This window comes from Streptomyces sp. NPDC037301 (genome assembly GCF_055602785.1).
Map to the genome: position 1 here is coordinate 25,385 of NZ_JBVJWD010000027.1, position 13,443 is coordinate 38,827.

The 13,443-nt window shown below is 72.2% G+C and carries 15 protein-coding genes; 2 read left to right on the forward strand and 13 right to left on the reverse strand.

Annotated elements, in window-relative coordinates; translation table 11 throughout:
• Nucleotides 1-75: 75 nt before the first annotated feature.
• From ACZ7IB_RS32445 to ACZ7IB_RS32485, 9 genes are all read right to left on the reverse strand, one after another.
• A complete protein-coding gene (locus ACZ7IB_RS32445) occupies nucleotides 76-795 on the reverse strand; it encodes an NADase-type glycan-binding domain-containing protein (RefSeq protein ID WP_470917475.1) in 720 nt (239 codons plus the stop codon).
• Between the two features lie 469 nt (nucleotides 796-1,264).
• A complete protein-coding gene (locus ACZ7IB_RS32450) occupies nucleotides 1,265-1,828 on the reverse strand; it encodes a phage tail protein I (RefSeq protein ID WP_470917476.1) in 564 nt (187 codons plus the stop codon).
• Nucleotides 1,825-3,786: a putative baseplate assembly protein gene (locus ACZ7IB_RS32455; RefSeq protein WP_470917477.1), complete on the reverse strand. Its 1,962-nt coding sequence runs from the start codon at nucleotides 3,784-3,786 to the stop codon at nucleotides 1,825-1,827. The genes ACZ7IB_RS32450 and ACZ7IB_RS32455 overlap by 4 nt, the downstream gene beginning before the upstream one ends.
• A complete protein-coding gene (locus ACZ7IB_RS32460) occupies nucleotides 3,786-4,211 on the reverse strand; it encodes a GPW/gp25 family protein (protein ID WP_072486905.1) in 426 nt (141 codons plus the stop codon). Before ACZ7IB_RS32460 ends, ACZ7IB_RS32455 begins: the two co-directional genes overlap by 1 nt.
• Nucleotides 4,208-4,525 (reverse strand): PAAR domain-containing protein, encoded by a 318-nt coding sequence (locus tag ACZ7IB_RS32465; protein ID WP_329816656.1) that lies wholly within the window; start codon nucleotides 4,523-4,525, stop codon nucleotides 4,208-4,210. The genes ACZ7IB_RS32460 and ACZ7IB_RS32465 overlap by 4 nt, the downstream gene beginning before the upstream one ends.
• Nucleotides 4,526-4,585: 60 nt before the next feature.
• Entirely contained in the window at nucleotides 4,586-6,352 is a 1,767-nt protein-coding gene (locus ACZ7IB_RS32470) for a VgrG-related protein (RefSeq protein WP_470917478.1), read from the reverse strand.
• On the reverse strand, nucleotides 6,349-7,071 hold the full coding sequence (locus ACZ7IB_RS32475; RefSeq protein WP_329816658.1) for a CIS tube protein: 723 nt from the start codon (nucleotides 7,069-7,071) through the stop codon (nucleotides 6,349-6,351). Before ACZ7IB_RS32475 ends, ACZ7IB_RS32470 begins: the two co-directional genes overlap by 4 nt.
• Nucleotides 7,072-7,131: 60 nt before the next feature.
• The gene (locus tag ACZ7IB_RS32480) at nucleotides 7,132-7,557 is read right to left on the reverse strand and encodes a phage tail protein (protein WP_093544217.1); all 426 of its coding nucleotides are present in this window, start codon (nucleotides 7,555-7,557) and stop codon (nucleotides 7,132-7,134) included.
• A gap of 60 nt (nucleotides 7,558-7,617) precedes the next feature.
• On the reverse strand, nucleotides 7,618-8,082 hold the full coding sequence (locus tag ACZ7IB_RS32485) for a hypothetical protein (protein WP_470917480.1): 465 nt from the start codon (nucleotides 8,080-8,082) through the stop codon (nucleotides 7,618-7,620).
• Nucleotides 8,083-8,530: 448 nt separating this feature from the next.
• Between ACZ7IB_RS32485 and ACZ7IB_RS32490 the strand changes: the two genes are divergently transcribed.
• Nucleotides 8,531-8,926 (forward strand): hypothetical protein, encoded by a 396-nt coding sequence (locus tag ACZ7IB_RS32490; RefSeq protein ID WP_470917482.1) that lies wholly within the window; start codon nucleotides 8,531-8,533, stop codon nucleotides 8,924-8,926.
• 786 nt (nucleotides 8,927-9,712) lie between these two features.
• Nucleotides 9,713-10,519 carry a hypothetical protein gene (locus ACZ7IB_RS32495; protein ID WP_470917483.1) on the forward strand — a complete coding sequence of 269 codons (807 nt, stop codon included), beginning with the start codon at nucleotides 9,713-9,715 and terminating at the stop codon, nucleotides 10,517-10,519.
• Between the two features lie 126 nt (nucleotides 10,520-10,645).
• Here the strand turns inward: ACZ7IB_RS32495 and ACZ7IB_RS32500 are convergent, their stop codons facing one another.
• From ACZ7IB_RS32500 to ACZ7IB_RS32515, 4 genes are read right to left on the reverse strand one after another with little or no spacing between them, the layout of a single operon-like run.
• Nucleotides 10,646-10,804, reverse strand: a complete 159-nt coding sequence (locus ACZ7IB_RS32500) for a DUF6760 family protein (RefSeq protein ID WP_177328192.1) — start codon at nucleotides 10,802-10,804, stop codon at nucleotides 10,646-10,648.
• Nucleotides 10,801-11,292: a hypothetical protein gene (locus ACZ7IB_RS32505; protein ID WP_329816662.1), complete on the reverse strand. Its 492-nt coding sequence runs from the start codon at nucleotides 11,290-11,292 to the stop codon at nucleotides 10,801-10,803. Before ACZ7IB_RS32505 ends, ACZ7IB_RS32500 begins: the two co-directional genes overlap by 4 nt.
• Nucleotides 11,289-11,729 (reverse strand): phage tail protein, encoded by a 441-nt coding sequence (locus ACZ7IB_RS32510; protein ID WP_072486912.1) that lies wholly within the window; start codon nucleotides 11,727-11,729, stop codon nucleotides 11,289-11,291. Before ACZ7IB_RS32510 ends, ACZ7IB_RS32505 begins: the two co-directional genes overlap by 4 nt.
• 39 nt (nucleotides 11,730-11,768) lie before the next feature.
• Entirely contained in the window at nucleotides 11,769-13,298 is a 1,530-nt protein-coding gene (locus ACZ7IB_RS32515; RefSeq protein ID WP_470917484.1) for a phage tail sheath family protein, read from the reverse strand.
• Nucleotides 13,299-13,443 lie beyond the last annotated feature (145 nt).

Genomic DNA, 13,443 nt, shown 5'->3' on the forward strand with positions numbered 1-13,443 from the left:
GCGACTGTGTCCACCGGGGAGGGCGAAAAGGCCCACAGCGGCCCCGCCCGGTCTGCTGCCGGGCGGCGCCCGCCCTCAGCTGCGTTTGAAGAACTCGACCTCCCCGACCGCGATCGGCCGCCCCTCGCCCTGGCCGGACGCGGCCCTCAGTACGAGCCGGACGGAGACGACATCGCTGATGCCGGTCCGTACCGTCTGCGGGCCCGGCTTGTCGGCGAGTGTCAACGCCTTCTCGCTGACCTCGCCATCCGCCGTGGTGACGATCAGATCGGCCCGGGTGGGCCTGGCTCCCTGCCGGAATTCCTCGGGCTCCGTCGACACACCGGGGTACACCACGACGCCGACCAGCCGGAAGGGCTTGTCGAAGGTGCACGTCAGCGACGAGCCGAGCGTGGGTGCCCCCCAGTATTTATTGGTCAGTCCGTCGACGGCGGCGGACGCCGGATGGCCGGGAGCGTGTGCGCTCGCGGTGACGCCGGTCGGGCTGATGTCCGCCGTTCCGCCGAGCTTGTCCCGCACGTCCTCGAAGACGTAGCGCCCGGCCGGCAGGAGCAGGAAGCCCGCGAACAGCAGCCCGACGACCACCAGCACCAGCACGGTCCGCCGCAGCGCCCGGCCCGATCCTCTTCTCACCCGGCGGCGGAACGGCCACACCGTACGCCACCACGGCAGCGGCGCGGGCTGCTCCCTGGTCTGCAACGGTGCGGCGCAGCGGCGGCAGAACTTGCATCCCGGCAGGTTTGGGGTGCCGCATGCCGGGCACGGCGGCCCGTCCGGCTCCTCGTCCTTTGTCACGGGCCTCACGACGGGCCGCCGGGCGATCGGCTTGGCCGGCTGCACCGCGACCACGGGCGCGTCCGGGGCCGGTGGTTGCGGCCGTACGGGGGCGGGCTGCGCCGGTCGCGGGGACGGATCCGGGACCGGCGCGGGCTGCGCGGGGGGCGGCCCGGCAGGTTCCGATGTGCGCGACCGCGGCGGTTCCACCGGCGGCTCGGGGCGCGGGGAGGGCGGGGCCTCGGCCGGGGGACCCGCGGTCTCCGGGGCGGTACCGGTCGCGGGACCGGCTGGAGCACCGGTCGTGGGCTCGGCTGCCGCGCCTGCCGCGCCTGCTGGTTCCGCTGGTTCCGCTGGGCCTTCAGGTTCCGCAGCGGCGGGAGGATTCCGCGACGCCCCGGAGGACCAGCCCAGATAGGAACCGCAGTTCCCGCAGAAGTCGTCGTCCTCGCCGTTGGCCGTACCGCACGCCGGACACGAGCGCATCGCGTCAGCCTCCTGTCTCGTCTGGCGGGCCCGGCAGGATCTCCACCCGGCACGTGAGGTGTACGGGGCACGAGGCCGCGACGACGTCCCGGACGCGGCTCGCGTCCACCGGCCCCCCGCGCACCGCCCAGACCCGCACCAGCAGCTCTCCGGTCGGGGCCGGGGGCAGTTCCGCGCCCGGCTCGGCCGACCACGCGACGCCGCCGCCGTCTTGGACATCGGCATGCACGCCGAAGCAGAGCCGGAGGTGTTCGACCAGGCCGCGGCGGGTGCCGCGCCACCGGTGCAGCTCGACGGCGCGGGCGACGACGGCCCGCCGCAGCCCCTCGGGCCACGCCGGATCGATGTCGGCGCCCACCCAGGTCGACAGCCAGGGCAGGAAGTCGGCCGGGGCCAGCGACGGGTCGAAGTAGGCCGGGAGGTTGTCCAGGGTGGACAGGACAGGCGCCAGGACGGTGTCGAGGCCCGCCGTGAACCGCTGGGCCAGGTCGTCGTCCGCGTACAGCGCGGGCAGCAGCCCGCCGATCGGATAGCGGCTGGCGAGCCCGGGTATCGCAGCCCTCGTCATGAGCCGTCACCGGCCCCGCTCGCGGTGACCACGACCTGGTGCTGGTGCGAGAAGACCAGGGCGCCCGGGGCGACGTCGATCCGCTCCACCGCCGCCCCGCGCCGGCCGGTGATCGGGTCCGCGGGGAACAGCCGTACCTCCTCCACCAGGCCCACCCCCCGCACGCCCTGGAGTACGGCGAAGACCTCGCCGTACTGCACCGGCCTGCCGAACGGCCACCCGGTCCCCTCCGCTCCGCCTCGCAGCGGGTCGATGTGGCGGAACAGCGCCGCAAGCGCCTCCGTGCGGACCCGGTCCACGTCACCACCGGCCGTCACCAGCCTGGCGACCACGGTGACGCCCTGGTACGCGGGCGGTTCCACCACCAGCCGGGTGCCGACCAGCCGCCGTTCGTCGAGCCGCGCCGCGACCGTCGAGAGCACGGAGTCCGACGGGATCAGCTGCTCGAACCGCAGTTGCCCACCCTCGTCGGCGACCGCGTCGGGCACCACCAGGACCCGTACCGCACCACCCTCGCCCGCAACGGCGGGCAGGCATCGGACCCTGCGCAGGGAGGGCGCGGCCTCGCGGGCGATGACCTCGTAGTCCTCGGCCGTGACCGCCCGCTCCTGCACCCGAAGGATGTTGGGCGCCCGGACCTTCGCGTTCTCCACGGTCTCGCCGTCGACCCCGCCCCGGGCCGCCTCGCGGTTGTCCACGCCGGCCACGTACGGCGCCGAGCTGCGCAGCACACTGATCGCGCCCCGGGCGACGTTCCCGGCCGCGCCGCCGCCGGTCCGGTAGCGCGGGACCCGCAGCTGTGCGCCCTTCTCGGGCACCGCTCCGTAGGCGCGCATCGTTCCGTCCGGTTCGCGTACCTCCGGCGGGAACGCGAACTCTCCGGAGACGGCGTCGATCCGCACATGCCGGTCGTGCGGCAAGGAGGTGCCGAAGTGCTCCACCGTGGTCCAGTCCTGCCAGCCGTCCGCTGAGGACACCTGGACGACCGGCGGCTCCCCGTCCAGCAGCAGCGGTGCCCGGCTCACGGAGAACCGCTGCCCGGCGACGCCTTCGGAGGTGCCGAGCGGGACGTCGAGGATGGTCTCCGCGTGTTCGACGTCCGCCGTGCCGCCGACGGTGAACACCTCGGCCTCCCGGATCGTCGGCGACTCGGAGTAGAACGGCTGGCCCGGTTCCGGCGCGGTGACCCGGCAGCGCAGCCATCCCGCCCGGGTCCCCGCGGTCACCGACGTGGTGTGTCCGGCAGGGACGAACACGATCACCTCGCCGGGCCTGTTCAGCCCGCCGGTGCTGTCGGTGCCGGTCTGGCAGGTGACCCAGCGGGCACCGTCCCACGCCTCCCACACCAGCGGGGGCTGGCGCGGGTCGACGCCGACGCCCTCCACCCGGCTGTCCAGGCGTACGGCGACGATGCAGCGGGGCACGGCGGTGGGCAGCCCGAACAGCAGGGCGTCACCGGGCTCCGGGCGGGGCTGGAAGCACGGGATGTCCTTGCCGGCGCCGAGCGGTGCGGTGCGGTCGGTCTGGTCGCCGGACACCGGCGCGGTGACCAGCCGGACCAGCGAACTCGGCACGATCGGCAGCTCTTCGGAGGTGGAGAACACCACCGCCTCCTCGGACTCGCCGCGTGAGGTGGCGACCTCCGTGCCCGCCGGGAGCCGTACGGTCTCCGGCTGCGGCGCGGACAGCCAGAAGTCGACCTCTGCCCGCGCCACCGACGGCGGGAACAGGGTGACGCCCAGCAGGTCGAGGAAGGCCGAGTAGTTCTTGTCCGGCACCCGGTTCAGCCGGTACAGCAGCTGGTCGACCATGTACGCGAACGTCTCGATGAGCGTGACCCCGGGGTCCGACACATTGTGGTCGGTCCACTCGGGTGAGCGCTGCTGGACGTAACGCTTGGCCTCGTCGACGAGCTGCTGGAAGCGGCGGTCGTCCAGGTTGGGTGAGGGCAGGGCCATCAGCGCACTCCCGATTCTTCGGAGCCCTCGGAGGACGGAATGGTGTAAAAGGGGAAGACGAGGTTGCGCAGGTCGTTCGTGGCCCGCACGGTGTAGTGCACGTCGATGTACAAGGTGCCCTCCTCGATGGCGTCGAACGCGATCACCACGTCGGTCACCTCGATGCGTGGCTCCCACCGCTCCAGCGAGGTGCGGACTTCGTGGGCGATGCGCCCGGCGGTGGCGCCGTCACCGGGTGCGAAGACGTAGTCGTGGATGCCGCAGCCGAACTCCGGGCGCATCGGCCGCTCGCCCGGTGCCGTGCCGAGCACCAGTCCGATCGCCTCCTCGATCTCCTTGTCCCGCTCGACCATGCCGATGCCGCCCGTGGCGCCGACCCGCAGCGGGAAGCCCCAGCCGCGTCCGATGAATCCGCCGCCGCTCACATCGGGCCCCCGATCAGTACGTTCAGCGCACCACTGATGATGGGCGCGCCGCAGCTGGTGTTGTCCCGCATCCGGGCGGCGGGCAGCCCGCCGATCAGGACCTGACCGGTGACCGCGGCGGCCGGGTTGGGCATGATCACATTCCCCGGCCCGAGCGCGGCGTGCGGGGGAACGACGCACACGTGCAGGCTCCCGGTGACGGCCGCGGGCCGGCCGCCGATCAGCACGGTGGCGACGGCCACCGCACCCGGGGGCGGGGTGCCGATGAGGCCGCCGTGGGCGGTGCTGTCGCCCGTGCGGGCTGCGGGGGGCATGGTCGGTGTTCTCCTTGCTGGGAAAGGGACTTCTGGAGGTGTCGGACGGTTGGTGGGGCGTCAGTTGATCCTGATGAGCTTGGCCTTGAGCACGCCGAGCAGTCCGCCGTCGATCGTGACCCCCGTCTTGCCGTTGACGGTCACCGAGCTGCCCTTGATGTTCACGTCGCCCGTTCCGGCGTCGAGTGTGATCCCGGACGCGGAGAGCGTCACGGAGCTCAGCGCCCGGGTGCCACCGCGGGCGTACACCGTCAGCGCGATCTCGTTCCGCCGCTCGTCCAGGGTGACTTCGAGCCGTTTGTCACCGGTGGCCAGCCGGACACCGGACGGTCCGCGCGGGGCGTCCAGCAGCTCCAGCCGGTTGCCCGAACGGGACACCAGGGAACGGCGGTTGACCTTTCCGCTGGTCGGGTCGACCAGCGGCACGTCGTGCGGCGAGGGCTTGTCGACCCCGTTGTAGAGACCGCCGAGCACATACGGGCTGTCCAGCAGCCCCTGCTCGAACCCGACCAGCACCTCGTCGTTCACCTCGGGGCTGAACACCCCGCCGCCGCCCTGGCCGCCCCACTGCACCGTACGGACCCAGTCGGTCACGTAGGTGTCGTCGAGCCAGGGGAACTTCAGCCGGACCCAGCCCCGTTCGGCCTTGCCCTCGCGGATGTCGGTGACCACGCCGATCGCGAGACCCGGCATGCGCGGGCCGCGCGAGGGTGCGTTCGCGCCGCTGGTCAGCCCCGCCAGGGAGCGGTCGGGGGCCGCGCTCACCAGCACGGTCGTGCGGTAGCCACCGTTCGGTTCGAGTACGTGGTGCGCGGCGGTCGCCGTGTAGCGCCCGGCGAACGCGGGCCCGACGTTGCCGAGGGCCACCGGCTCGCCCGCCCGCAGTTGGGGATTGCCCTCGGCGACCGCCTCGATCTCGCCGAATCCGGCGCTCACCGAGGCGGCCACCGAACCGGCCACGGCCCTGGCCTCGGCCTGCGTCCGGTACGGGGTGTCGGTGACCGTCATCCGGGCGTTCGGGCCGAACGCCCCGGCCGCCAGCGACGGGCTCATCCCGGGGGTCACCGTGTCGCTGCGGACGGACTGCTCGCGGGCGACCAGCCGGGTCTTGGTGTCGACGTTCCAGCCGCGCACCTCCACACTGCCCGCCCCGTCCGCACCGGTCAGCACGGCTCGCAGGGCCAGCAGGTTGCGCCCGTACTCCAGGACCATCGGGTGCCGGGTGGCGGAGGTGGCGGGCGAGGGGGCGGAAGCGGCGGGCTTCGGCTTCACGAACTGCAACAGGCCCTTGTCGTCCACCCGCACCTGCGCGCCGCTCTCGCCCGCGAGGTACTGGAGGAACTCCCAGTCCGAGACATTGGGCTGGGTCAGCTGCTTGTACGTGATGGGCGCGGCCTCGATCTTCCCGCACGCCAGCCCGGCGCCCGCGGCGACCTTGCGGACGATGTCCGCGGTCTTCATGTTGCGGAAGGCCACCACCTTCCGTCCGCGCTGGAGCCGGTGGGCCTTGGAGAAGGCGCGGACGACCGTGAACGAACCGGTGGTGTCGCTGTCCAGCTCGACCGCCGTGACCTCACCGGTGAACAGCCGCTCGCGCACCCGCTCCTGCACGGTGACCACGGATATCTTCAGCGGGGTGCCGATGGTGAGCCCGGTGGCGGTGAGCAGCTTGTGATCGGGGTCGCGGTACGTCAGCACGGCGGTGTCCGGCAGGCCGACGTTCTCGTCCACCACGCAGCTCACCAGCTGGGCGGCCCAGGCCGCCGGCAGCTCACCTGGGGCCTCGACGATGGGGTCCGCGGCGAAGGAGCGGCCGGGGGCGGTCACCGGCTGCCCTCCGGGGCGTGGTCTTCCAGTCCGGGCACGACCAGCTCCGTGCCGGGGATCAACTGCATCGGGTCGTCAACGTCGTTGGCCTCGGCGATCGTGCGCCAAGCGGTGGCGTCGCCGTACTCCCGCCAGGCCAGCAACGGCAGGCTGTCACCGGCGACGACCCGGTGCGTACGACGTGCCTCCCGCGAGCCGGACGTGGGGTTCTGGCCCGCCGGGTCCACGCTCGCCTCCTCGATCGACAGGGCGCAGGTGGCGCGCAACGGCTTCCCGTCGACGTCGAACAGGGTGTACGAGACGGAGAGGTTGGACATCACGCCGTCGAACGAGGTCGTCTTCGACGTGCCCCAGTCGAAGCGGACCCAAGGGCTGGCGGGCGTCTTGCGGGCCAGGCTGCTGGGGGTGGGCACACATGCCAGCATCAGCTGCTCCACCGCCTTCTCCACCGAGTTGTCATGGGTGGCGGTGGAGTCCAGGAAGACCTCCAGGGACAGCGCCCGGGGCCCGCTGCCCACGAACTCGGGCAGTGCGGACTGCCCGGCCATCCGGGACGGCGTACGCCGCCACTCGGTGCTCTTGCTCAGCGACAGCTTCGCGGGGTTGAACTGCAGGGTGATCCGGGCGAGGTTCCCGCCCGGTTTGGCGCCGACGGTCGTCGGCGGTTCCATGATGGTCAGCTGGGCGCGAGCACGGCTGGTACGGACAGCGGGTGACATGGCGCTCCTCCTTCCCGGTCTTCTCTGATACCTGTATCTGCTAAGCAATATGATGATTCATCAGGAAGGCTCAAGGCCCTCGTGTGCGATCTCCAGCGTCTCGATCGCCGCCTGGGAGTTGGCGGGGTCGAAGGACGGCCCCTGCCAGCGGACCGGCACGATTCCTTGCACCTGCCAGCTGATGATGCGACTGAGGTCCGGGCGGAGTGCGACGATCTCGCCGTCCTTGGGCTCGACCCGCTGGATCGTCTCGTTCAGCCACCGTGCGATCTTGAGCGTGTCGGCGGTGACGGGGCGGGTCAGTGTGATGTTGGTCCAGGTGATCCGCCCCGGCAGCTGCCAGGTGAAACCGTTGTTGCCGCCCTCGGCGTACTGCTCCATCTCCACCTCGGCGCCCAGACCCGAGCAGGTGTGGAAGGCCCCCAGATCGCTGCCCCCGATGACGAGCTTGAAGAAGACGCTCGTCGCGAAGATGTTGTCCGTCATGTGCTTCTCTTCTTCTCTGGTGTATCCAAGTACCGTGCGGTGGGGCCGTTCGGTCCGCTGTCAGCGACGTCCGTCGTACAGCCGCCCGGTACGCTCCCGCCCTCTGCGCATGTCCGCCCGGATCAGCCGGCTCACCGGGTCGAGCAGACGGCGGGCCAGTTCCTCGATGTCCGCCGCGGTGACCCGGTTCGCGGCCGGAGCTTCCTCAGAGGGCGAGTCGGCCGATCCGGCCGGTCCGGTCCTTCCCGGTTGCTGGGCGGCCTTCACCGGGGCCGCCCGCACCGGAACACCGGTGATCCCGGCGGCGGCCGCCGCGCGCTGAAGCACCTCGGCCGTGGGCCCGGAGGCACCAGAAGTTCCGGAGGCACCAGAGGCTCCGGCTGCCGGAGCCGGTGCGCGTTGCGGAACCCGTACCGCAAGGCTTGGCGGCCCGGGGAAGGGGGACTCGGCTCCCTCCATCGGTCCGGTGGCCACCGGAGCGGCGGACTCGGGCACCACCGGCAGCGGCATCCGCTGTACGGGCACGACGGTCGCTCCCGGCCGGTGCGGGCCCGGCGGATCCGGGCGTACAACCGGAACCGGCTGAGCGGCGGACGGCACGGACGACGCGGACGGGGTGGCGGGTGCGGGCCGTGGTGCCGGGGGCGGCGGAACGGGACGGTGGGCGGGGAGTGGCTCCGCGAGCTGCTGCTCCGGCCGGCGGGGCTCGGGGCGGGACGGTGACGTTGTCGCACCGCCGCGGACTGCACGTTGTACGAGCCGCACGAGGGGGCCGCCGCCCGCCGACCTTCGCACCTTCCGGTCGGCGGCTGGCCCTGCATCGGGTGTGGCTCCGGTTTTGGCCTCGGGTGCTGCACCTGCTGCCCGTCCGGTCCCCGGAACGCGAACAGGTTCACCAGCGGGCGTCCGGCCCGAAGACGTCCCGCTCCGCGCGGGGACGGGAGGCGGGTTTCCGGGCACGAGGCGTTGGACGGTGCCGCCGGGTGTCGGCCTCTCGGGCACCGCACCCCCGGACGTCGGCCCCGGACCGGTTGCACGGGGCCGGTGCGGTGCAGCGGGTTCGGCGGGACGGGAACTGCCGCGCCCCGACGACGGCGACGGCGGTGCTGCGGGTTCGGCGGGACGGGAACTGCCGCGCCCCGACGACGGCGACGGCGGTGCAGCGGGTTCGGCGGGACGGGAACTGCCGCGCCCCGACGACAGCGACGGCGGCCAAGACGCATCGGGCCCCGGCTGCTGGACATCGCGACGCCAGGTGGGCACCACGACCGGCCGCGCAGCGCTGCCTGCCGTCGGCCCCGAGAAGCCCTCGCCGGAGCCGGTGCTCACCTTCAGGGACCTGCCCGCGAGGAGAGCCCTCGACCGCTGAACGACGGGCGTCGTCGGCTTCCCGACGGCACCGGCGGCCGGCCCGGCTGCCTGTCCCTTCCCCCGCTCCGGGATGATCCTGCGGACACGTACCGGCGCAACAGGAGCCGGCGCGGAAGAGGCAGCGATGGTGACCGGTGTGCCCGCACGCGAGGCGTCCACCACACGCTGGACGGCTGCGGATTGCGGTGCGGACTCACCGGGCGGGGCAGATACGACGGATGAGCGCACCGGCATCTCGGAAGGCGCGTTCGGGGGGTTCGACATCGGCATGACCGGTGCGGCGGGCGCAGTCTGCTGCGACGCGCCCTGCTGCGGGCCTGCGGCTCCCGGCTGGGGTGTCCGACGGCGGTCGCCGAGCAGCGGAGCATCGTTCCGGAGCCGGGCCGTCGACGGAAGCGCGGGAAGAGGGGTGCCGATCCCGCCGCGGGCCCGAGCCTGTGAGCCGGGTCTGTCGGGCTGTGACGGCTGCGGGGCGCGAGTCTCCGGGGCCCGGGCTTCCGACGGGGGCGACGGCTGAGGTTGCGACGGCTTCGTCGCATCCGGCGCAGGCACGGTCACCGCGGGGGCCACCGCGGGGGTTGCCGCGTCCGTTTCCTGGCGCTGAAGTACCGGCATGTCTGACGGCTGTTGACCTGCCGGGGCGGACGGGACGACCCCGCTCCGCGCTGCCGGGCCGGAGGGCATGGCCCCGGTGGGCAGTTCCCGTAGGGGCTTGCCCAGGGCGGGGCGTACCGGGGCGGCAGCGGGACCGTCAGCGGTGGGACGGTCGGTGGTGGGACGGTCGATGGTGGAACTGTCAGTGGTGCGGTCCGACGACGGAGTGACCCCCGGCAGCGCGGCGGGCGCAGTCTGCTGCGACGCGCCCTGCCGCACGGTGGAGGTGGTGACGGAAGTGCCCGGTGCGGAGGCCGTGGGCGGCAGGATTCCGGCGATGTGCCGCAGTGCCATCGCCGGACGCCGGGCAACGATCAGCGGCGGGGCGGTCCGCCGAGGACGTACGGCCGCGGGCTTGGCCCGCTGGAGCGAGACCGGTGCCGGTGCGGTGTCCGCCGGATGCTGCGACGCCGACGTGGCGGCCCGTTCCGAAGCCGGGCCCGGAGTCGCGGCCGGTGCCGTGCTCGTCGCCGGGGCCGCGCCTGCCGCGGCTTCCGGAGTGGTCGCGCCGTCCCCGCCGGTCCGCCGCCCCGGTGCCCCGCTTCCGGAGGAGCGGGGGGACGAGGGGCGGGCGGACGGGGCGCGGGAGGACGTCTTGGTGCTCGTCCGCTGGACGGTCGCGGGCGTCGGGCCCGCCGCAGCTTCCGCTTCCTCGTCCGCACCGGTCCGGGCGGCACGCAGCAGCAGCGGTCCACCGGCAGACTCGGAACGCGGTCCGCCCGGACGGGCGACGCCATGGATGAGGCCCACCGGCGCGGACGGCAGTACGGCATGGCCGAGCTCGCTGCCGAACGCGAGGTTCTGCCAAGAGGCGAGGCCGTCCCTGAACCGCAGTCCGTCGCTCACCCCGATCGAGGACCGGGCGACGGTCACCGTGGGCGGCGCGACCTGCCGCCAGCCGCCGTCCCAGTCGCCGCCCCGACCACCGTTCCGCTGATCGGCCCCGCCGTCGCTCCGGTCGGCTTCCGGTTCCGGGCTGCGCCCGGTGTCGGCCCCGGCCGGAGACGGCGTTCCGGGCTGCTGCCGGCCCCCTCGGCGGAACCAGTCTCCGAACCCCACACGATCACCCGCCTTCGTTGACGCGGGTGTTGATCCGCGCTATCTCCCGCACCCACTCCTGACGCTCGCCGTGGGTGAGGTCGAGGATGTCCTCTCGCTGCCAATGGAAGTGGTAGGCGACGTACGCGATCTCCTCCCGCAAACGGGAGGGTGCGTACGTCACGATTCCCCCAGGCGCCCACCCGACAAGTCCACCTCGAACGACCCGTGGCACAGCGGGCAGGTCACCGCGGCGTGCGTGTGGCCCTCGCTGTTGATCCGGCGGTAGAAGTCCTGGAGGAACGCCACATCCGTGGCGTACATCCGCTCGACGACCCCGGCGTGCACATCGGTGATGGTGCCGAGCTGGGTGATCACCTGGCTCAGCAGCACCACGGACAGATACGCCGGGTTCTCCTTCACCCGCAGGTCGATCTGCGGGCGCAGCTCGTCCCGCGCCGTCGCGAGCCGCATCGAGCCGCGCCGGTGGACCTGGCCCTCGTCGTCGACGTAGCCGCGCGGGAGCTCGAACTCGAACTCCGAACGCATTCCCTGCTGTTCACGGGCCGGAGGCTGCGCGGGAGCAGCCTCCTCCCGTGCGGCGGGCGGGGCGGACGCCAGGCTGTCGAGGACTTCGTCGAGCCCGCCCGACGTAACGGTCCTGCGCCTCATTCGACCACGATCTCCTCGAAGGTGATGGTCACCGACTCCGTGGCGGCACTGGATTCGCCGGCCTTCAGCGAGGGGCCCTCCCACTTGCTGGCCCAGCCCTGCATCAGCTGGATACGCCGGACCGTCTCACCCTTCGAGTCCTTGATCTCGATGGTCAGGTTCTGGCGCGCGGTGTCGACCGCACCGTTGTTGAGCGTCTCCTTGATCCATTTGGTGAACTCGCTGCTCTTGTCGAGTCCTCGGGTGATCGTCACCTCGCCCGCCTGACGCGCGCCGGGCTGCTTGCGGATGATCTGCTTGCCCTCGGCGGTCACCTGACGGACCTCGACGACTTCCTCCTCGACGGTCAGGCCGCTGATCTCTTGGATCGACTCGACGAGATAGCCGCCGAGCTGCACGCCGAAGACGTGGGTGGAAAGAGCATCGCCCTCTGCCATGACTCTGTGTCACCTGTTCCGTTTGCGGACCCTGTCGGGTCACTCGTTGACAAGGCTGGTGCTGTCGGAGAACTGCGCGAGGCGGAAGATCACGAACTCCGCGGGCTTCACCGGAGCGACGCCGATCTCGCACACGACCTGACCGAGGTCGATCGACTCCTGCGGGTTGTTGTCACGGTCGCACTTGACGTAGAACGCCTCCTCGGCCGTGCGGCCGAACAGGGCGCCCCGACGCCACTCCTCGGTGAGGAAGGCGGTGACATTGCGCCGGATGCTCGACCACAGACGGTCGTCGTTCGGCTCGAACACCACCCACTGGGTGCCCAGGAGGATCGACTCCTCCAGGTAGTTGAAGAGGCGGCGCACATTGAGGTAGCGCCAGGCCGGGTCGGACGAGAGGGTGCGTGCGCCCCAGATCCGGATGCCGCGCCCGGGGAAGGCGCGTACGCAGTTGACACCGATCGGGTTGAGCAGGTCCTGCTCGCCCTTGCTGAGGCGGATCTCCAGGTCCAGCGCGCCGCGGATGACCTCGTTGGCGGGGGCCTTGTGCACACCGCGCTCGCCGTCGCTGCGTGCCCAGACACCGGCGACGTGGCCGCTCGGGGGTACCAGGGCGTTCTGGCCGGTCGCCGGGTCGAAGACCTTGAGCCAGGGGTAGTACACGGTCGCGTAGCGCGAGTCGTATCCGGCGTCGTCGTTGCGCCAGGTGCGGACGCGCTGGGCGTTCATGCCCGGCGGGGTGTCCAGGACGGCGACCCGGTCGCCCATCTGCTCGCAGTGCGAAATCACCGCCAGCTGGACGGCCTTGACGCCCTCGGCGTCGATGTCCCCGCGCTGGTATGCGCTCATCAGGTCCGGCACGGCGACCATGGTGATCTCGTCGATCGCTTCGAGGCCCGCGAACCCCGTGCGGGCGGCGGCGTCGCCGACGTACTCGGCCGGGTCGACGCGTGCGACGCCGGTTCCGGGGGCGGCGGCGGTGGGCGCCAGGGCGAGGGTCTGGTTCTCGGGGCGGGTCTGGGCCGCGCCGGGCTGCTCGGTGACCTGGATGAGCTTGGACTGGCGGGTCTGGGCGACCAGATAGCCCTTGACGTTCTTGCGGGTGGAGACGTCGTAGGTCTCCACCACCTTGCCGGCCTGCCGCACCAGCAGCCGGAACCGGTCCTCCGGAGGGTTCTCGCCCTCGGCGTCGGCGACCTCCACGGAGAGGTCCCCGCTCGTGCCGGGCCGTGCGGAGACCAGGAACCCCCCGATGGCGGCGGGCGGGGCCACCTCGGCGGCGGATCCCTGCGCCGAGTCCTGCGCGGGGCCGCCGATGCGCACGATGTAGGCCGCGCCGCCGCCGTTGGCGAAGTAGCCGTAGACCGCGGGCGTCAGATACGTGTCGGCGGTGAAGGTACCGAAGATCTGGACGTACTGGTCCCAGTTCGTCACCAGCGTCGGCTGGTGGAAGGGGCCGGACTCCGCGAAACCGACGAAGGCTGCGACCGCGGTGCCGACTCCCTCGATGGGCCTGGCTCCGGACTGCACCTCCTCCACGTATACACCGGGGGTGAGGTACGACGGCATACTCGCTCCTTCGCGTGGTCGTTCGTTCGCCGCCGAGTCTTCCTCGGCGGCCGTGGCGGGCAGTAGGTCTCAAAGTCCTGGACACGGGGCAACGGTGCTGCCTCCCCAGGCACCCGAGCGACGGAAATGTTTCCCCTTGCGGACC